A 17,730-nucleotide genomic window follows, 5' to 3' on the forward strand; every position below is an offset into this window, starting at 1 on the left:
GCAGTAATGTTGAGGAACTCAAAGGAGGGGGTCGCGGTGCAGGTCAGCAATCATGACGACGTCAGGCGGCGCAACCTCTCGGCGATCCTCCGCCATGTGCACCGGGCGGGTGCGACCTCACGCTCGGAGCTGACGCGCATCACCGGGCTCAACCGTTCCACCATCGCCGCGCTCGTCGCAACCCTCGCCGAGCTGGGCCTCGTCGTCGAGCGCGAACCGGATGCGAGCAGAACGGTCGGGCGACCGAGTCCCATCGTCGCCGCAGGCCGGCGACCGGTCGCCTTCGCCGTCAACCCCGAGATCGACGCCATCACCGTCGCCATTGTGGGCCTCGACGGCGACGTACGGCGCACCATCCGTCACGTCACCGACGCCTCGCCGAGCGCAGAAGAGGCCGTCGCGACAGCCACCAAACTCATCGGGCAGCTGCGCGCCGGACTCGACGCGGATGCCATCGTCGTGGGGGCGGGCGTCGCCGTGCCCGGCCTCGTACGCACAGAAGACGGCGTCGTGCGGCACGCCCCGCACCTGCAGTGGGTCGATGAGCCGCTCGCAGAACTGCTGGCGAAAGCCACCGGATGCGCGGTGCAGGCCGCCAACGACGCCAGCCTCGGTGCCATGGCCGAGCGCTTCTTCGGCGCGGGCCGTGGGCTCAACGACCTCGTCTACCTCAACGGTGGGTCGAGTGGAATCGGCGGCGGCATCATCGTCGGTGGCCAGCTCGTGGGTGGCCACGCCGGCTACGCGGGGGAGTTCGGCCATGTGCGCGTCGGAGGTGACGGCATGCCTGACACCGCCGGCATCCCGGGGACCCTCGAATCCGTTGTCACCCGCCAGCGGCTGCTCGACGCGCTGCACCAGCACGACGGGCTCGAGCTGCACAGCCCCACCCCCGACGAGGTGGAGCAGGCGCTGCTCGCATCGAACTCGTCGGCCGTGCAGGAGGAGATCGGCCGGCAGCTCGACCACCTCGCCGTCGCCCTCGCCGGTGCCGCCAACATGCTCAACCCGCAACTGGTCGTGCTCGGCGGCTTCCTCGCCGCCATTCACGCCGCCGACCCGGAGCGCCTGCTCGCCGCCGTCGGCGGGCTCACACTCGGCCCCAACTTCGACGGGCTGCAGATCAGCTCGGCGAAGCTCGGCTCGAGCATTCTCATGATCGGCGCGGCAGAGCTCGCCTTCGAGGCGCTGCTCGACGACCCTGCCGGCTGGGTGGCCGCGAACAGCTGAATGGCTGCCGTGCCACGGCCGTCACGCCATGGCGTCGTGCAGGCTGCCCGGCTCAGTCCAGGCTGAAGAGGGCATCGTCGGCAGGAGCGCTGCCGGGAGTACCAGAGTCGAGAATCGTGGCGGCCGCGCCGGGGAAGCCGGGGCCCACAGGAATGGCCGTTCCTCGCTGGTAGGCCTCTGCGACCGCGCGCGCCCGAACATCCGCAGCCTCGTTCAGCTCGTGGCCGACATGGCCGCGCACCCACTCGAAGCGGTAGCGGCGCCCGCGGATGGCGTCGTCGATCTCCTTGAGCAGCTCGACGTTCATCACCGGTTTGCCGTCGCCCTTGCGCCAGCCCTTGCGCTTCCAGCCGGGCATCCACTTGGTGACGGAGTTGATCACGTACTGGCTGTCGCACAGCACCAGCAGATCGTCGTCGATGTGGGCGGTCGCGCGAAACAGCTCGAGCACGGCCTTCAGCTCGCCCTGGTTGTTGGTGGCATGCTTCCAGCCGCCGGCGCCCCAGCATCCGTCGTCCACATACCAGGCCCAGCCGGCCGGGCCGGGGTTTCCGAGGGCGGAACCGTCCGCTGCAGCCGTGATCGTCATCCGTCAATCGTAGCGAGCGGGCAACGTCGCGGAATCCGCACGGCGCTCCAATGCGACTCATAGAAAGCGCATAGGCGGATGTCGCCGAATGGTAACCGACAGTTCAGATCGCCGCCACCGCGGCCCGAAGAAAGAGACACCGTGACCCAGCTCGCCATGATCCTCCTCGACCTGCTCGCCGTCGGAATCCTCGTCTTCGGCATCTACTTCGCGCGGCACCGCCGACGTGACCTTCTCGTCGCCTACCTCATCGTCAACATCGGGGTCATGGCGGTCGCCATGCTTCTCAGCTCGAGCGCCGTCGGCGCAGGCCTCGGCCTCGGACTGTTCGGGGTGCTCTCGATCATTCGCCTGCGCTCGAGCGAGATCGCCCAGCACGAGGTCGGCTACTACTTCGCCGCACTCGCCCTCGGCCTGCTCGCCGGGCTCGGCGTCGGCGGCGACTGGGTCGCACCCGCGCTCATGGCCCTCGTCGTCGTGACCATGCTCGTCGGTGACAGCCGGGTGCTGTTCCGCCGTCACCGACAGCAGACCATCACCCTCGACGCAGCCTACGCCGACGAGACGCAGCTGCGCGAACGGCTCGAAGAGCTGCTCGGCGCGCGCGTGCACGTCGCCACGGTGCAGAGACTCGACCTCGTCAACGACACCACCGTCGTCGACGTGCGCTACGAGATCGTGCGGGCCCCCGCATCCGCAACCCTCGCTCCTACGGTGCAGGCGCCCGCCTACGCCGCCGTCGCAGAGGAGGTGCTCCGATGAGCGCCACGACATCCGCACCCGGTGCCCCGGTGCTCGCCGCCCACGCCCCGATCGGCCTCGACGAACTGCTCGAGGAGGCGTCGCTGCAGATACGCGTCGACCGCAAGTACCTGCTGCTGCGGCACGAGCTCGATTCGGTGCTCGCCGACCTGGACCCCGCCATCCGGGTGCTCGAGATCGATGGCCGGCGCGCCTTCGGCTACGAGTCCGTGTACTTCGACACCCCCGCCCTCGACAGCTACCTGTCGGCGGCGCAGCCCAGGCGACGGCGTTTCAAGATCCGTACCCGCGGCTACCTGGACTCCGGCGAGGCCTGGCTCGAGGTGAAGACGCGCGGCGGCCGAGACATGACCGTCAAGGACCGTGCCGAGCACGACTTCGGGCACCGCGACAGGCTCGACCCGGCAGGGCACGAGCACATCGGCTGCGTTCTCGCCGCCGCTGGGATCCGCGGCATCGAGTCGCAGCTTCTGCGCCCCGTGCTGATGACCGCCTACGACCGCACCACGCTCTTCGTGCCCGACTCGCTCAGCAGGGCGACGATCGACACAGGCCTCGGCTGGCACGACGGACCGCGCAGTCTGCTGCTTCCCGCGTCCGTCATCGTCGAGACCAAGTCGGGCTCGGCGCCCTCGGGAGTTGACCGGATGCTGTGGGCCCACGGACACAGGCCGCTCGGCATCTCCAAATTCGGCACGGGGCTGGCCGCCCTCCGCCCGAACCTCCCCTCCAACCGGTGGTCGCGGGTCATCCGCGAACACTTCGCATCAGACTTCACGATGACAAGGACAGAACCATGAACCGACCAGACAACAGGGCAGGAAGACGGTATCTCGCCGCGGCGGTGCCCGCCCTCGTGCTCGTGGCGGCCCTCGCAGGTTGCACCGCGGTCGCAACAGGCGATGCCGGAACGACGGTCTCGACCGTCAGCGCGCTCGGCCTCGACGCGAGCCTCAGCGCATCCGAGGTGCTTGCCCTCGACCAGGAGAGCCACGCCGACGCCTCCGACCTCGACTACGACTCGGCGGATGCCGTCACCGTCTCGCTGGACGGTGACACGGCATCCGCCGATGGCGACGGCGTCACTGTCTCGGGAAGCACCGTCACGATCACGACGGGCGGAACGTATGTGCTCGGCGGAGAACTCGACGGCCGGGTTGTCGTCGACGCCGCAGACACGGCGCTCGTGCGCCTCGTGCTCGACGGCGTCGACATCAGCAGCCAGGAGGGCGCGGCAATCGCCGTGACCGCCGCGGAGAAGGTCGTCGTGCTGCTCGCCGACGGCTCGAGCAACAGCCTTGGCGACACCTCTTCCTACGCGGAGGGCGCCGACGTCAACGCGGCACTGTTCAGCGCCGCGGACCTGACGATCGCCGGAGACGGCTCGCTCGAGGTGAGTGGCAACGGCAACGACGGGATCGCGAGCAAGGACGGGCTCGTCATCGAGTCCGGCACTGTCACGGTGACGGCCGTCGACGACGGCATCCGCGGCAAGGACTACGTCATCGTCAACGGAGGCGAGGTCACGGTTGAGGCTGGCGGCGATGGAATCAAGGCCGACAACGACGAAGACGAGGACCGCGGATACATCTCAGTCACCGGCGGAACGCTCACCGTCGACGCCGGCGGCGACGGTCTGCAGGCGGAGACGGACCTCGTCGTCACAGGAGGGACCCTCGCCGTGACGACCGCGAGCGGCAGCGACACCGCGCCGACCGACGAGACTTCCGCGAAGGGACTCAAAGCCGGTGCCCACCTCGTGCTCGAAGGCGGCACCGTCGACATCGACGCGAGTGACGACGCCGTGCACTCGAACGGGGTCGTGCACATCTCCGACGGGGAGGCCCTGCTCGCGAGCGGCGACGACGGCGTCCACGCCGACGGCACCGTGCTCGTCGACGGCGGCGACACGACCATCATCGGCTCCTACGAGGGACTCGAGGGCGGTGCGATCATCATCACGGCGGGCTCGCTCGACGTGACGGCATCCGACGATGGCATCAATGTCTCCGGCGGTGCGGATGGGTCCGGGATGCAGGGGCCGGGCGAGCAGGCCGCGTCGAGCACGGATGCATTTCTGCGGGTCGACGGTGGAACGATCATCGTGGACGCGTCGGGTGACGGTATCGACGTGAACGGCAGCGCCGAGGTCACGGGCGGCACGATCGTCGTTGCAGGTCCGACGGACAACGGAAACGGTGCGCTCGACGTCGATGGGACCTTCGTCATCTCGGGCGGCACCCTCGTCGCGGCCGGCAGCTCGGGCATGGTCGTCGCCCCGTCGGAGGACTCCACACAGGGCTGGGTCGCGTTCTCATTCGCAGACAGCCTCGCGGCGGGCGAGACGGCGACGATCACGGATGCATCCGGCACGGTCCTCGGCGCCTACACGACCCAGAAGGCGACGCAGTCGATCGTCTTCAGCGTCCTCGGCCTCGCCGACGGCGAGAGCTACACCGCGACGACCGGCGGCGCGACATCCGGCGCGGACACCGCCGGGTATGCGAGCTCCGGCACGGCCGGCTCGACCGTCGCCGCGACCGCGGTGGCAGGCGAGGCCCCCGCCGGCGGCATGGCCGGAGGCGGCGGGATGCCGGGTGGCGACAGGGGAGGCCCGCCCGCCCGCGGCTGAGGCTCCTCCTTCCCCGGGCGAGGTCGCGACGGTTCTTCGCCGTTCGCGGCCTCGCCCCGTCCTAGGGCGGGCCGCCGGTTAGCATGGCACATCATGGGCTTCCTCTCCGAGAATTCACGGGCCGCGCTGGGCCGACTCAGCGGCGGCGACACTGCCGCAGAACCGCCGGCTCCGCTCGAACGGCTGCATGGCATCCGCTCGCTCATCGCCGAGCTCGAGGCCGATTCCGCCACGCTGCAGGCGGTGCGTGACGCGCGCGACGCGGGTGCGAGTTGGGAGCAGATCGCGGATGCTGCGGGGCTCGGCGAGACGGCCGCCAAGTGGCGCTGGCGTGGCAGCGATGAGGAGATCGTCGCCCGGCATGAGGCGGGGCGCAAACGCTCGTCGCGACCGAGCAGTGTGCCCACCGAGCTTCCCGGCATGTCGGTGGCGGATGCCGCGGCGCAACTGGGCGTGTCGGCGAACGCCATCTACCAGCAGGTCGCCCGAGGCAGGCTTCGCGCCGAGACGATCGAACTGCCCGACGGGCGCAAATACAAGAGGGTGTTCCCCGAGCGGCCGGCCTCGAGATGACCACACGGCACGGTTTCGCCCCGTCGCCCCTCGGCGAGCTCATGTACGCGGCCGAGGGGAATGCCCTCGTTGCCGTCTACTTTCCGAAGCACGAGAAGCAGCCGGTCGGCGGCTTCGGCGCTGCCGTCACGCTCGCCGACGATTCTGTTCTCTCCCGTGCCGCGCAGCAGCTCGGCGAGTATTTCGCCGGCACCCGGCACGAATTCGACCTCGAGCTGGCTCCCCGCGGCGAGGAGTTCCAGCAGCGGGTGTGGCGCCTGCTGCTCGACATCCCGTACGGCGAGACCACCAGCTATGGCGCGATCGCCACCGAGCTGGGAGACCCCGGCCTCGCCCAGGCCGTCGGCGGCGCGGTCGGGCGCAACCCCCTCAGCATCGTCATCCCGTGCCACAGGGTCGTCGGCAGCGACGGCAGGCTCACCGGCTACGCGGGCGGCATCGAACGCAAGATCTACCTCCTTGACCATGAGGAGCCACCCGAGCGTGCGGCGCAGAAACTCTTCTGATCCGCCCCGCCTCCTCACCCGAGAAAGCAGAACCGTATGAGCTCCATTGTCGTCGGCGACGACCGACTGGCGCGCCCCTCCTGGGCCGCCACCGACCCCCTCATGAAGGAGTACTACGACACCGAATGGGGCATGCCTGTGCGCGATGAGCAGGGCCTCTACGAACGCATCTGCCTCGAAGGTTTTCAGGCGGGCCTGTCGTGGGCGACCATCCTGCGCAAGCGCCCAGCCTTTCGGCAGGCCTTCGCCGGATTCGACCCGGATGCTGTCGCGCTCTTCGGCGACGGCGACATCGAGCGCCTCATGGCCGACGCCGGAATCGTGCGCAACCGCCTCAAAGTGAATGCGGCGATCGCGAACGCGCGGGCCACCATCGCCCTGAGAGAAGAGGGCGGTCTCGTCGACTTCGTCTGGTCGTTCGCGCCGAGCGAGACGCCCGAACCTGTGACCTTCGCGGATGTTCCGAGCACATCGCCCGAGTCCGTCGCGCTGTCGAAGGCACTGCGCCGCAAGGGCTTCGCTTTTGTCGGCCCGACCACAATGTTCGCCCTCATGGAGGCCATCGGCATCATCGACACCCACCTCGTCGACAGTCACCGCCGAGGCAGCTCCGGCGTCTGGCCGCGATGAGCGATGCCCCGCCCGCCGTCCCGACGACGCTCGCCTTCACCGCGCCGCTCGCATTCACCGCGACGCTCGCCTTCACCGCGCCGCTTGACGCTGCAGCCGTGCTCGGCAATCTGCGCGCCCATGCCATCCCGGGCGCCGAGATCGTCGACGGAGAGCGGCACATGCGGCTCGTGGCCACCGCCTCGGGGCCCGCACTCGTCACCATAGAAGTGACATCGGATGCCGTGCTCGCTACGATCGACGGCGATGGTGCCGGCGACGGCGATGGTGCCGGCATCGACGGCCCGGCAACCGTTACCCCCTCGGGCGAGCCTCTCCTGCAGCTCCTGCGCCGCTGGCTCGACCTCGACCAGGACCCGGCCGCCATCGTCGCCGCCCTCGGCGATGACCCCGTGGTCGGCTCACTCGTGCGCGCGCGCCCCGGGCTGCGCGTGCTCGGCTCGATCGACCCCTTCGAGACGGCCACGATGACGGTGCTTGGGCAGCAGGTGTCGCTCGCCGCAGCCCGTACCTTCGGCGGCAGGCTGCTCGCCGCCTTCGGGGTGCCCGGGCCGGGCGGCCTCACGGTGTTCCCCGAGCCCGGCGTCCTCGCCGCAGCAGGGCCCGACGCCATCCGGCAGGCCGTCGGACTCACGGGAGCCCGCGCCCGCAGCCTTCACTCCCTCGCCGCGGCCGTCGCCGACGGGATGCCGCTCGATGGCAGCGGTGGTGCATCCGAATTCCGCTCCTCGCTGCTGGCTCTGCCCGGGATCGGCCCGTGGACGGCCGACTATCTGGGCGTGCGCGTGCTCGGCGACCGCGACGGCTTCGTGCCCGGCGACCTCGTGCTGCGCAAGGCGCTTGGCGCGCGGCTGGGTCGCGAGATCACCGCACAGGAGGCAGAAGCCGCATCCGAGGCCTGGCGCCCCTACCGTGCTCATGCCCTGCTGCAGCTGTGGACGAACGCCGCCTATGCGCCCTGAGCGGAGGTGAGGGGGCCGCCGCCCGCTACGGGGTCGGGTTGAGGGCGTCATACGCCCGGAACGACGGCGTCGCCCGCATGCACAGCGCGATGAGCGCAATGATGAGCAGGCCGCCGAGCAACGGCGGAAACCACAGCCCGGCAGCAAGCGAGATCGCGCCCACATAGAGGTCGCCGAGCCGCGGCCCGCCCGTGACGACGACAGTGAAGATGCCCTGCAGACGACCGCGCATATTGTCGGGCACCGCAGTCTGCATCATCGTGCTCCGGAAGATGGCGCTCACATTGTCGGAGGCGCCCGTGCCGGCCATCATGACGGCCGCGAGCACCAGCGCTAGAACATTGGCTCCAGCGATCGACTCCGTCGCCCGCTCGAAGCCGCCCAGTGAGAGCACCGCCAGCACCACACCGAAACCCGCCACGAAGACGCCGTAGACGGCGATGGCCCAGCCAATCGCGACACCGTGTCGACGCACCGTGCCAAGGCGACCCGAGAGCAGACTGCACAGCAGCGTGCCGACAGCCCCCGCCGCAGTCAGGATGCCGACCGTGACTGCGCCACCGCCGATGACGAGAGCGCCCACCGCGGGGAACAGCGCGTGCGGCCGGCCGAACGTCATCGCCACGATGTCCACGATGAATGACATGCGGATGTTCGGGGCCCGCCTCAGAAACGCGATGCCCTGCACGACCGACTTCAGGCCGGGCGGATGCGCCCCCGCCTCAGGCCTGATCGACGGCAGCGTCAGAATGCCCATGAAAGCGGCCGAGAACATGATCACGTCGATCGTGTACGTCCACCCGAAACCGACCGTCGCGACGAGAATGCCGGCGAGCGCAGGCCCGACGGTCACCATGACGCCCATGCTGACGCCGCTGAGCGCGGACGCCGCCGGAAGCAGCTCCCGCGGCACCAGACGCGGAATGATCGCGGCCCGCGAGGTGCCGATGACAGTGGCGGCGATCGAATTGATCGTGGTGAGCATATAGAACGGCCACAGCTGCTCCACCTCGAACCAGGCCACGAGGGCGATGCCGACAGTGGAGAGCCAGGCCGCGATCGCAGAACCGAGCGCCACCGCGCGCCGGTCGAAGGCATCCGCCAGCATGCCGCCGTACAGGCCGGCGAGAATCATCGGCAGAAGTGCGATCGTGCCCACCATGGCGACGGCGAAGGTGGAACCGGTGATGGCATACAGGTGCAGGCCGACGGCGACGATCGTCATCTGCCCGCCGATACCGGCGATCGCATTGCCCGCCCACAGCCTCGCGAAGGCCGGGCTCACCCGCAGCGGGGTCAGATCGATGAGGTGCCCGCGACGCCCCGCCGTCGACGGGGTCTCGGAGTCTGGCACCGATCAAGCCTACTTGGCGGGAGGGGTCTCCTCGGGCGCCTCAGTTGCGGCAGCCGCGGGGTCTGCCATCGTCTCGCCTGCCGCGGCCGGGGCATCCGTCTCGCCCCTCGCACGGCGCCTGCGGCGCAGCAGCCACCAGACGAGCGCGAGCGCGATCGCCGGAACGATGAGCCACGGCAGCACCACGCCGAACGCCACCAGCAGGAAGGAGAGGAAGCCCACGAACGCAGCCCAGCCGGCGAGAAGCCCGCTCCAGAAGGTGTCAGGTTCGTGTACCGGGGCATCCGCCTCGCTGCCGAAGTAGACGGTGATCGTCGACAGCTCGACCTGATCGGCGAGCGAACGCCGCTGCGACTGCAACGACTCAAGGTTCGCCTGCCGCTCCGACAGCGCCGACTCGATCGTGATGAGGTCGGTCGTCGACGTCGCATCCGCCATGAGGGCGAGAAGCCTGTCGACGGATGCCTGCAGTGCGGTGATGCGCGCATCCAGATCCTGGGCGACGCTCGTCACATCCTGCTTCGACACGTTCGTCTCCTCGAGGGTGCCCAGAGCGGCCAGCTTCTCGATCGTCGCATCGAGCGCATCCGAGGGGATGCGCAGGGTCAGATCGGCGCGCCCGCGGTCGCCGCCCCGCGGGGCCGTCTCGGTGCGACCGTCGACATGCCCGCCCGCCTGATTCACGATGCGGGTTGCGTCATCGGCGGCATCCCGCGGCGTCTTCACCGTGATGTTCATGTAGCCGGTGGCGATGACCTGGCGATCGGAAGGGGCGACCAGTTGCAGCTGCCCGTCCGCCGCCCTGCCGGCGGAGCTCTCGGCGGCGCCGCCCATGTCCTGCATGGGCTGCACAGGGGTGCCGAAATCCGGCATCGAGGTCTGGGAGGCCTCGTTCATGGCGCTCGAGCATCCGCCCAGCAGAAGAATGCAGCTCAGGGCTGCGGCGCCGATCGCGAACGGTCGGCCAAGAACAGGTGATCGCCTCATGCGGCCAACGCTAGCGTCGGCGCTCGGCGAGCCGCCACCCAACGTTTGCGACGATTCGAACGTCGGCCCCAGCACGACGCCGGAGAGCCCCTGCGATAATCGGGCCATGGTGTGGATCCGGAAGCTGCTGGCACGACTCGGGCTCGGCCCGCGCCCGCTGTTGAACGTCGCCGGCGACACCGGCGAGGGGCCCGCCGTCATCCTCGTGCACGGCATCGCATCCTCATCGGTGACCTTCCAGAACCTGGTGCCGCTGCTCAGCCCGCGCCACCGCGTCATATCGCTCGACATCCTCGGCCACGGCGGCTCGCCCGCACCAAAGAACGCCACCTACCGGGTCGAGGAACACGTCGAATGGCTGTACCGCACCATCCGCTCACTGAAGATCCGTGGCGACATCGTCATCGTCGGCCACTCGCTCGGCGCACTCATCGTCGCCCGCTACGCGCGCGTGCACCCGGAGCGCATCGCCAAAGTCGTGCTCGTGAGCCCGCCCATCTACCTGAACCCGCAGCAGATCGGCGACCGCATCGAGCGCGCCGCCGTGAGCGCCTACCTGAAAGCGTACGAATACCTGCGCCTCAACAAGGAGTTCACCATCCGCCGGGCGGCGCTGATAGCCCGGATGCTGCCCATCAGGAACGTCTTCGAAGTGAGCGAACGCAACTGGAATGCCTTCAGGCTGTCACTGCAGAACAGCATCGAACTGCAGACCACCGTCGAAGACATCGCGGGTGTCACCGCGCCCGTCGAGATCGTCTACGGCGCGCTCGACCAGTTCATCGCACCCGGCAGCATGAACCTGGTGAAGCACATGCCGCACGTCACCGTGCACAGGGTCGACCTCAATGACCACATCGTGCGCAAACGGCTCGCCCGGGCGGTCGACGCGGCGATCGGCTGAGATTGTCCGCAGGTCCTCCTGCGGGTTGAGGAGGCCGCCCGCGGCCGTCTCGAAACCTCACCGCCGGGCAACTCCGGTAGCGTCGTGGCATGCAGACTCGTATTCTCGGCCGCACGGGCCGCACCGTTTCCGTCATCGGCCTGGGCACCTGGCAGCTGGGTGCCGACTGGGGCGACGTCAGTGAGGCGGATGCCCGCGGCGTGCTCGACGCGGCCGTCGAAGGGGGCGTCACCTTCTTCGACACCGCGGATGTGTATGGCGACGGCCGCAGCGAGTCGATCATCGGCGGCTACCTGGCGGAGCGCCCCGACCTGGAGATCACGGTCGCCACGAAGATGGGTCGCCGTGAGGAGCAGGACCCGGCCAATTTCACGCTCGCGAAGTTCCGCGAGTGGACTGACCGCTCGCGCCGCAACCTCCGCACCGACATGCTTGACCTCGTGCAGTTGCACTGCCCGCCCACGCCCGTGTTCTCATCCGGTGCCGTCTATGACGCCCTCGACATGCTCGTCGAGGAGGGCGCGATCGCGAACTACGGCGTCAGCGTCGAGACGGTCGACGAGGCGCTCGCCGCGATCGCCCGGCCCGGCACGGCGACGGTGCAGATCATCCTGAACGCGTTCCGTCTGAAGCCGCTCGACGCGGTGCTGCCTGCGGCGAGGGATGCCGGTGTCGGCATCATCGCGCGGGTGCCGCTCGCATCCGGCCTCCTGAGCGGCCGCTACACGGCACAGACCACCTTCGCCGCGGATGACCACCGCACCTTCAACAGGCACGGCGAGTCATTCGATGTGGGGGAGACCTTCTCGGGTGTGGACTTCGAGGAGGGCGTCGCGGCGGCGCAGGAGTTTGCGGCGCTGGTCGCGGCGGAGCCTGAAGGCTCCGATGTCGTGGCGGCGCATTTCTCGACCGCTCAGCTCGCGCTCGCCTGGGTGTCGCAGCTCGACGGCGTCAGCTCGGTCATCCCGGGCGCCCGCAATGTGGAGCAGGCCCGCTCGAACTCGAGGGCCGGCGATGTGCCGCAGCTGAGCGAGGGTTTCACCGCGGGCGTGCGCGACATCTACGATCGCCGCTTCCGCGCCGCGGTGCACCCGCGCTGGTAGCGGGCCCGCAGTCCGGCTTCGACCGCTGCATCCGCTGTCTTCACCCGACACTTCGCGACACGGCTGTACTGCTCTGACGGGCGGATGTGTCGCGAAGTGTCGGGTGAGATGCGCAGGGAAGGCTGCGGATGCTGGTGGTCGGCCGTTCACGCACGGCGGGGGTCCACCGGGTGCAGGGCGGCGCGACCGCGCTGGTAGCGGGCCCGCTCACGCGAGCGTGCTGATCGGCTCCGTGTCGGGGATGGGGCTCGCGTCTCGTCCCCGCAGGTCGGGGCTGGCGCGGTGGAACACTGCCGCGACGACAAAGCCGAGGAAGGCGAACGCGGCCGCGACCCAGAACGCGCCCGGCGCGTCGTAGGCGTCGATGAGGAAGCCGGCGAGGGCGGAACCGAGGGCCGCACCGATCAGCTGACCCGTGCCGACCCAGCCGTAGGCCTCAGCGGTGTCGCTGAACTTGACGCTGGCCGACACGATCGAGAACATGACGGCAAGAGCGGGCGCGAGGCCGATGCCCGCGATGAACAGCATCGCCGACAGCCACCAGAAGTCGAGGAACAGCGTCGCGAGGGCCATCCCGACGAAGACGATGAGCATGCGGCGGGCGAGCGCCCACGGGCTGATGCCGATATGGCCGAGGGCGAGGCCGCCGACGAGCGAGCCGATGGAGAAGATGGCGAGCACGAGTCCTGCGGCCGGGCCACCGTGGCCGAAGGTTGCGACGACTCCGGCCTCGACGGCGGCGCAGGCGCCCACCAGCAGGAAGCCGACCGCCGTGGCCAGCAGCACGGGCGGCTTGCGCAGCACGGTGCCCATCTTGCGCTTGCTGCGGGGGATGCGCACCCGGCCGAGCTCAGGGGATGCGAGGAACCAGGCGGTGCCGCCGACGAGGAACACGAGGGCGACGCCGATGGCCTGAACCGTGCCGATCTGCGTCGCCACGAAGGTGGTCACGACGGGGCCGATGACCCAGATGATCTCCTGGAGGGAGGCGTCGAGCGAGAAGAGCGGGGTGAGCTGCTGCGAGTTGACCATCTTGGGGTAGATGGTGCGCACGGCGGGCTGAACGGGCGGGGTGCTGAGGCCGCCGATGAAACCGACGGCCATGTAGCCGATCACGGACATCTCGATGAAGGCGATCGTTCCCATGCTGATGGCGGCGGCGATGCCGGTGAGGAGGATGACCGGTCGCATCCCCCAGACGCCCATCCAGCGGCTCGTGAGCGGGCCGGCGATGGCCTGCCCGACGCTGAGCGCGGCGAGCACGAGCCCGGCCGCACCGTACGAGTCGTGCACCCGCTCGATGTGCAGCAGGAACGCGAGGGAGAGCATCCCGAACGGGAATCTGGCCGTCAGCTGAGCCGCCATGATGCGGCCGACGCCGCGTGTCTTGAGGAGGTCCAGGTAGCTTTTCACGAGAGCTCAAGTCTAACCGGGAGACACGGGATTCGGGCAGCGTTGCGGGGTACCCGGGGGCTGCTGGGCCGGACCTGCGGGGCTGCCGTGCCGGGGCATCCGGAATGTCGGTGGTCTGCCGCAGGATGAGTGCACACCCTGTGCAGAACTCGCACAACTTATCCACATCTGTGGATGACACGCCCACTATATGTGGGATGTAGTGCGAGGGTTTCACCCGCTATATAGTGGTGTGACCGCGCAGGGAGAAACGGTCGCCGGTCGGGGCGATCCTCCGTGAAAAGTGGGAGAACGCAGGCCGTACGCGGCTGCGAAGCCGGGCAACCGGGATCAGAAACGAAGAACGGCGTGAGCGCGCCGAAGGGTAACAAGGGGCACAAGGGAGCATCGTGGGAATCACCGTAGTCAAGCGCAATGGGCAGCGCGAGCAGTATGACGCCAACAAGATCAACCTCGCGATCGAAGAGGCCAGCAAGGGCCTCGACGAGAACATCACCTGGGTCACCCAGATCGCGAGCGAGCTCGAGCTGACGCTGTTCGACGGCATCACCACGCAGCAGCTCGACGAGGCTGTAATCCAGGTCGCCCTGCAGAACGTGAAGGACGACCCCGAGTTCGACACCGTCGCTGCCCGGCTCCTGCTCAAGACCATCTACAAGCGCGTGCTCGGTGACTACGAGAGCGACGAGCAGCTTCGTCAGCTGCACGTCGAGCACTTCGCCCAGAACATCACGCGCGGTGTCGACGAGGGTCTGCTCGACCCCCGCCTCACCGAGCTCTTCGACCTCGACCGCCTCGCGAAGGCCCTCGACCCCACGCACGACGGCCTGCTCAAGTACATCGGCGTCGTCACGCTCAACAACCGCTACGGCATCAAGGGCCGCAACGGTGACGCCCTCGAGGTTCCGCAGTACTTCTGGATGCGCATCGCCATGGGCCTGTCGCTCAACGAGGCAGATCCCGACGCCACGGCCATCGCCTTCTACGACAAGATGTCGAAGCTCGAATACCTGGCCGCGGGCTCCACGCTCGTCAACGCCGGCACCATCTACCCGCAGCTCGCGAACTGCTTCGTGATGGAGATGCAGGATGACATGGAGCACATCGCCAAGACGACGCGCGATGTCATGTGGCTCACGAAGGGAACCGGCGGCATCGGCCTCTCAGTGACCAAGCTGCGCGCGCAGGGCTCGCCCATCCGCTCCAACAACACCACCTCGACGGGCCCCATCCCGTTCATGCACACGATCGACTCGATCCTGCGCGCGGTCAGCCGCGGCGGCAAGAAGTTCGGTGCGCTCTGCTTCTACATGGAGAACTGGCACCTCGACTTCCCCGAGTTCATCGACCTGCGCCAGAACTCCGGCGACCCGTACCGCCGCACCCGCACGGCCAACACGGCCGTCTGGATCAGCGACGAGTTCATGAAGCGCGTTCAGAACGACGACGACTGGTACCTCTTCGACCCACTCGAGGTCTCCGACCTCAACGAGCTCTACGGCGCCGAGTTCTCGGCCAAGTACAACGAGTACGCGGCGAAGGCGGATGCCGGCGAGCTGCGGATGCACAAGAAGATCAAGGCGCGCGAGCAGTTCAAGGCGATCCTGATCTCGCTGCAGGGCTCCAGCCACCCGTGGCTCACCTGGAAGGACACGATCAACAACCGTGCCCTCAACAACAACACGGGCACCATCCACCTGTCGAACCTCTGCACCGAGATCACCCTCCCGCAGGATGTCGACAATGTGGCCGTCTGCAACCTCGCCTCGATCAACCTGAGCCGTCACCTGCTCGTCAACGAGGCGACCGGGGTCACCACCATCGACTTCGCCAAGATCGAGGAGAGCGCCCGCCTCGCCGTGCGCCAGCTCGACAACCTCATCGACATCACCAAGTCGTCGGTGAAGGAGGCCGACTTCTCGAACCAGCAGAACCGCGCAGTCGGTCTCGGCGTCATGGGCTTCACCGATGTCACCGAGAAGATGGGCTTCAGCTACGAGAGCGAAGAGGCGTACGACCTCATCGACGAGATCATGGAGCACGTCTCCTATGCGGCCATCGACGAGAGCGCCGAGCTCGCCAAGGTGCGCGGTGCGTACCCGAACTTCGAGGGCTCGCGCTGGTCGGAGGGCCTCGTTCCGCTCGACAGCATCGCGCTGACCGAGCAGGATCGCGGCCTCGAGATCAAGGTCAACCGCACGACGCGCCTCGACTGGGACGTGCTGCGGGAGAAGGTCAAGGGCGGCATGCGCAACGCGACCCTCATGGCCATCGCGCCCACCGCATCCATCGGCCTCGTCGCGGGCACCACGCCCGGCCTCGACCCGCAGTTCTCGCAGATCTTCAGCCGCTCCACCTCGAACGGCAAGTTCCTCGAGGTCAACCGCAACCTTGTCACCGAGCTGCAGAAGCGCGGCCTGTGGGAGTCGGTGCGTGAGGATGTGCTGCGCAGCCAGGGCGACATACAGAACATCTCCTCCATCCCGGATGAGGTGAAGGACACGTTCAAGACGAGCTTCCAACTCTCGCCGTACTCCTTCCTTGAGGTCGCGGCGCGCGCCCAGAAGTGGATCGACCAGGCCATCAGCCGCAACATGTACCTTGAGACGCGCGACCTCGGCGAGATGATGGACATCTACTACGCCGCATGGGAGCGGGGCGTCAAGACGACCTACTACCTGCACATGAAGCCGCGTCACCAGGCCGAGCAGTCCACCGTCAAGGTGAACAAGGCCGAGGAGATCAACGGAGGAACCCGCCGCGGCTTCGGCGCTGCGGCCCCCGCCGCCGTTCCTGCGGGAGCGCCGGCAGCAGCATCCGGCCAGGCCCGTCGTGGCTTCGGCGGACTCGCCCCGAAGGCTGGTGAGTAGAGCATGGATGAGGAGTACTTCGTTCCCATCGACCCGATGGACGAACTGCAGTGCGACAGCTGCCAGTAGTCGTCGACGCGCGATAGACCACACAGAACCACAAGACACAGAAAGAAGATGACGTAGCAGCCATGGGCATCCTTGGAACAGGAATTCAGGAAGGTCTCCTCCTCAAGCCGATTCGGTACAAGTGGGCGATGGACCTGTACGACCAGGCGGTCGCGAACACGTGGTTCCCGAACGAGATCCAGCTCGGCGAGGACATCGCCGACTTCAAGAAGATGACCGACGAGGAGCGTCACGCGGTCACCTTCCTGATGAGTTACTTCAACCCGAACGAGCTGCTCGTGAACAAGGCGCTGGCCTTCGGCGTCTACCCCTATCTGAATGCGGCAGAGGCGCACATGTACCTCGCCAAGCAGATGTGGGAGGAGGCCAACCACTCCATGTCGTTCGAGTACGTGCTCGAGACCTTCCCGATCGACCGCGAGGCCGCCTACGCCGCGCACGTCGACATCCCCTCCATGGCGAAGAAGGAGGAGTTCCAGGTCAAGTTCATCAGGCGGATGACCGAGGAGACCCTCGACATCACCTCGGTGGAGGGCAAGCAGGACTTCGTGCGCAACCTCGTTGCGTACAACGTCATCCTTGAGGGCATCTGGTTCTACTCGGGCTTCATGGTCGCCCTGTCGTTCCGTCAGCGCAACCTGCTGCGCAACTTCGGCTCGCTCATGGACTGGGTGGTGCGCGACGAGAGCCTGCACCTCAAGTTCGGCATCAACCTCATCCTCACGGTGCTCGAGGAGAACCCGGAGCTGCAGACGGCCGAGTTCGCCGACGAGATCCGGCAGATGATCCTGGATGCTGTGGAGATGGAAGAGGAGTACAACAACGACCTCCTTCCCGGCGGCATCCTCGGCCTCAACGCCAGCTACATCAACCAGTACGTGAAGTATCTGGCCGACCGCAGGCTGGAGGAGCTCGGCTTCGAGGCCCACTACAAGGTGTCGAACCCGGCCAAGTGGATGGCAACCGCGAACGACACGCTCGAGCTGGTCAACTTCTTCGAGTCGACCAACACCTCCTACGAGACGAACGCGAAGGCGCACAGCACAGCGAAGGCCGAATAGCGCATTTCGGAAGCACGAATAGAAGGGGCGGTGGTCGCGAGAGCGACCACCGCCCCTTCTCGGATCTGGGTACTGCGCGCGGATG

15 protein-coding genes and 1 pseudogene are annotated in these 17,730 nt (G+C 67.9%); 12 read left to right on the forward strand and 4 right to left on the reverse strand.

Annotated features, from left to right (window positions below; all coding sequences use genetic code 11):
• Nucleotides 1-6: 6 nt before the first annotated feature.
• A complete protein-coding gene (locus FB562_RS01135; protein ID WP_141879463.1) occupies nt 7-1,230 on the forward strand; it encodes an ROK family transcriptional regulator in 1,224 nt (407 codons plus the stop codon).
• An 82-nt stretch (nt 1,231-1,312) separates the two neighbouring features.
• Here the strand turns inward: FB562_RS01135 and FB562_RS01140 are convergent.
• Nucleotides 1,313-1,819 (reverse strand): annotated as a pseudogene (locus tag FB562_RS01140) (RNase H family protein); the annotation flags it as partial.
• A gap of 141 nt (nt 1,820-1,960) precedes the next feature.
• On the opposite strand from FB562_RS01140, the gene FB562_RS01145 reads away from it, so the two are divergent.
• The 7 genes from FB562_RS01145 to FB562_RS01175 all read left to right on the forward strand — a co-directional run bounded on the left by FB562_RS01145 (nt 1,961) and on the right by FB562_RS01175 (nt 7,884).
• Nucleotides 1,961-2,581: a DUF4956 domain-containing protein gene (locus tag FB562_RS01145; RefSeq protein ID WP_141879465.1), complete on the forward strand. Its 621-nt coding sequence runs from the start codon at nt 1,961-1,963 to the stop codon at nt 2,579-2,581.
• Nucleotides 2,578-3,381, forward strand: a complete 804-nt coding sequence (locus tag FB562_RS01150) for a polyphosphate polymerase domain-containing protein (protein ID WP_141879466.1) — start codon at nt 2,578-2,580, stop codon at nt 3,379-3,381. Before FB562_RS01145 ends, FB562_RS01150 begins: the two co-directional genes overlap by 4 nt.
• On the forward strand, nt 3,378-5,213 hold the full coding sequence (locus tag FB562_RS01155; RefSeq protein WP_141879467.1) for a carbohydrate-binding domain-containing protein: 1,836 nt from the start codon (nt 3,378-3,380) through the stop codon (nt 5,211-5,213). Before FB562_RS01150 ends, FB562_RS01155 begins: the two co-directional genes overlap by 4 nt.
• Nucleotides 5,214-5,306: 93 nt before the next feature.
• The gene (locus FB562_RS01160) at nt 5,307-5,786 is read left to right on the forward strand and encodes a hypothetical protein (RefSeq protein WP_141879468.1); all 480 of its coding nucleotides are present in this window, start codon (nt 5,307-5,309) and stop codon (nt 5,784-5,786) included.
• On the forward strand, nt 5,783-6,292 hold the full coding sequence (locus FB562_RS01165; RefSeq protein WP_141879469.1) for a methylated-DNA--[protein]-cysteine S-methyltransferase: 510 nt from the start codon (nt 5,783-5,785) through the stop codon (nt 6,290-6,292). The genes FB562_RS01160 and FB562_RS01165 overlap by 4 nt, the downstream gene beginning before the upstream one ends.
• 36 nt (nt 6,293-6,328) lie before the next feature.
• Complete coding sequence (locus FB562_RS01170; protein WP_141879470.1) at nt 6,329-6,922, forward strand: DNA-3-methyladenine glycosylase I; 594 nt, start codon at nt 6,329-6,331, stop codon at nt 6,920-6,922.
• Nucleotides 6,919-7,884, forward strand: coding sequence for a DNA-3-methyladenine glycosylase 2 (locus FB562_RS01175; RefSeq protein WP_141879471.1), 966 nt, complete (start codon nt 6,919-6,921; stop codon nt 7,882-7,884). Before FB562_RS01170 ends, FB562_RS01175 begins: the two co-directional genes overlap by 4 nt.
• A 25-nt stretch (nt 7,885-7,909) precedes the next feature.
• Here the strand turns inward: FB562_RS01175 and FB562_RS01180 are convergent, their stop codons facing one another.
• A complete protein-coding gene (locus FB562_RS01180) occupies nt 7,910-9,238 on the reverse strand; it encodes an MFS transporter (protein WP_185740414.1) in 1,329 nt (442 codons plus the stop codon).
• 9 nt (nt 9,239-9,247) lie between these two features.
• Nucleotides 9,248-10,225 carry a DUF4349 domain-containing protein gene (locus tag FB562_RS01185; RefSeq protein WP_185740415.1) on the reverse strand — a complete coding sequence of 326 codons (978 nt, stop codon included), beginning with the start codon at nt 10,223-10,225 and terminating at the stop codon, nt 9,248-9,250.
• 106 nt (nt 10,226-10,331) lie between these two features.
• Here FB562_RS01185 and FB562_RS01190 point away from each other — a divergent pair, with 106 nt between their 5' ends.
• Both FB562_RS01190 and FB562_RS01195 read left to right on the forward strand, forming a co-directional pair.
• Nucleotides 10,332-11,129 (forward strand): alpha/beta fold hydrolase, encoded by a 798-nt coding sequence (locus FB562_RS01190; RefSeq protein WP_141879473.1) that lies wholly within the window; start codon nt 10,332-10,334, stop codon nt 11,127-11,129.
• A gap of 89 nt (nt 11,130-11,218) precedes the next feature.
• Nucleotides 11,219-12,232, forward strand: a complete 1,014-nt coding sequence (locus FB562_RS01195) for an aldo/keto reductase (protein WP_141879474.1) — start codon at nt 11,219-11,221, stop codon at nt 12,230-12,232.
• Nucleotides 12,233-12,439: 207 nt separating this feature from the next.
• Here the strand turns inward: FB562_RS01195 and FB562_RS01200 are convergent, their stop codons facing one another.
• Nucleotides 12,440-13,645: an MFS transporter gene (locus FB562_RS01200; protein WP_141879475.1), complete on the reverse strand. Its 1,206-nt coding sequence runs from the start codon at nt 13,643-13,645 to the stop codon at nt 12,440-12,442.
• A gap of 389 nt (nt 13,646-14,034) precedes the next feature.
• Between FB562_RS01200 and FB562_RS01205 the strand changes: the two genes are divergently transcribed.
• Complete coding sequence (locus tag FB562_RS01205; protein WP_141879476.1) at nt 14,035-16,515, forward strand: ribonucleoside-diphosphate reductase subunit alpha; 2,481 nt, start codon at nt 14,035-14,037, stop codon at nt 16,513-16,515.
• A 131-nt stretch (nt 16,516-16,646) separates the two neighbouring features.
• Nucleotides 16,647-17,645, forward strand: a complete 999-nt coding sequence (locus tag FB562_RS01215) for a ribonucleotide-diphosphate reductase subunit beta (RefSeq protein WP_141879477.1) — start codon at nt 16,647-16,649, stop codon at nt 17,643-17,645.
• The last annotated feature ends 85 nt before the right edge of the window (nt 17,646-17,730 follow it).

The sequence above is a fragment of the Homoserinimonas aerilata genome (assembly GCF_006716125.1).
Taxonomy (GTDB): Bacteria; Actinomycetota; Actinomycetes; order Actinomycetales; family Microbacteriaceae; genus Homoserinimonas; species Homoserinimonas aerilata.

Bases quoted from the DNA above. Each gene is read 5' to 3' on its own strand.
- FB562_RS01135 (WP_141879463.1), top strand. From the start codon at position 7: ATGTTGAGGAACTCAAAGGAGGGGGTCGCGGTGCAGGTCAGCAATCAT.
- FB562_RS01150 (WP_141879466.1), top strand. From the start codon at position 2,578: ATGAGCGCCACGACATCCGCACCCGGTGCCCCGGTGCTCGCCGCCCAC.
- FB562_RS01155 (WP_141879467.1), top strand. From the start codon at position 3,378: ATGAACCGACCAGACAACAGGGCAGGAAGACGGTATCTCGCCGCGGCG.
- FB562_RS01160 (WP_141879468.1), top strand. From the start codon at position 5,307: ATGGGCTTCCTCTCCGAGAATTCACGGGCCGCGCTGGGCCGACTCAGC.
- FB562_RS01165 (WP_141879469.1), top strand. From the start codon at position 5,783: ATGACCACACGGCACGGTTTCGCCCCGTCGCCCCTCGGCGAGCTCATG.
- FB562_RS01170 (WP_141879470.1), top strand. From the start codon at position 6,329: ATGAGCTCCATTGTCGTCGGCGACGACCGACTGGCGCGCCCCTCCTGG.
- FB562_RS01175 (WP_141879471.1), top strand. From the start codon at position 6,919: ATGAGCGATGCCCCGCCCGCCGTCCCGACGACGCTCGCCTTCACCGCG.
- FB562_RS01185 (WP_185740415.1), bottom strand. From the start codon at position 10,225: ATGAGGCGATCACCTGTTCTTGGCCGACCGTTCGCGATCGGCGCCGCA.
- FB562_RS01190 (WP_141879473.1), top strand. From the start codon at position 10,332: ATGGTGTGGATCCGGAAGCTGCTGGCACGACTCGGGCTCGGCCCGCGC.
- FB562_RS01195 (WP_141879474.1), top strand. From the start codon at position 11,219: ATGCAGACTCGTATTCTCGGCCGCACGGGCCGCACCGTTTCCGTCATC.
- FB562_RS01215 (WP_141879477.1), top strand. From the start codon at position 16,647: ATGGGCATCCTTGGAACAGGAATTCAGGAAGGTCTCCTCCTCAAGCCG.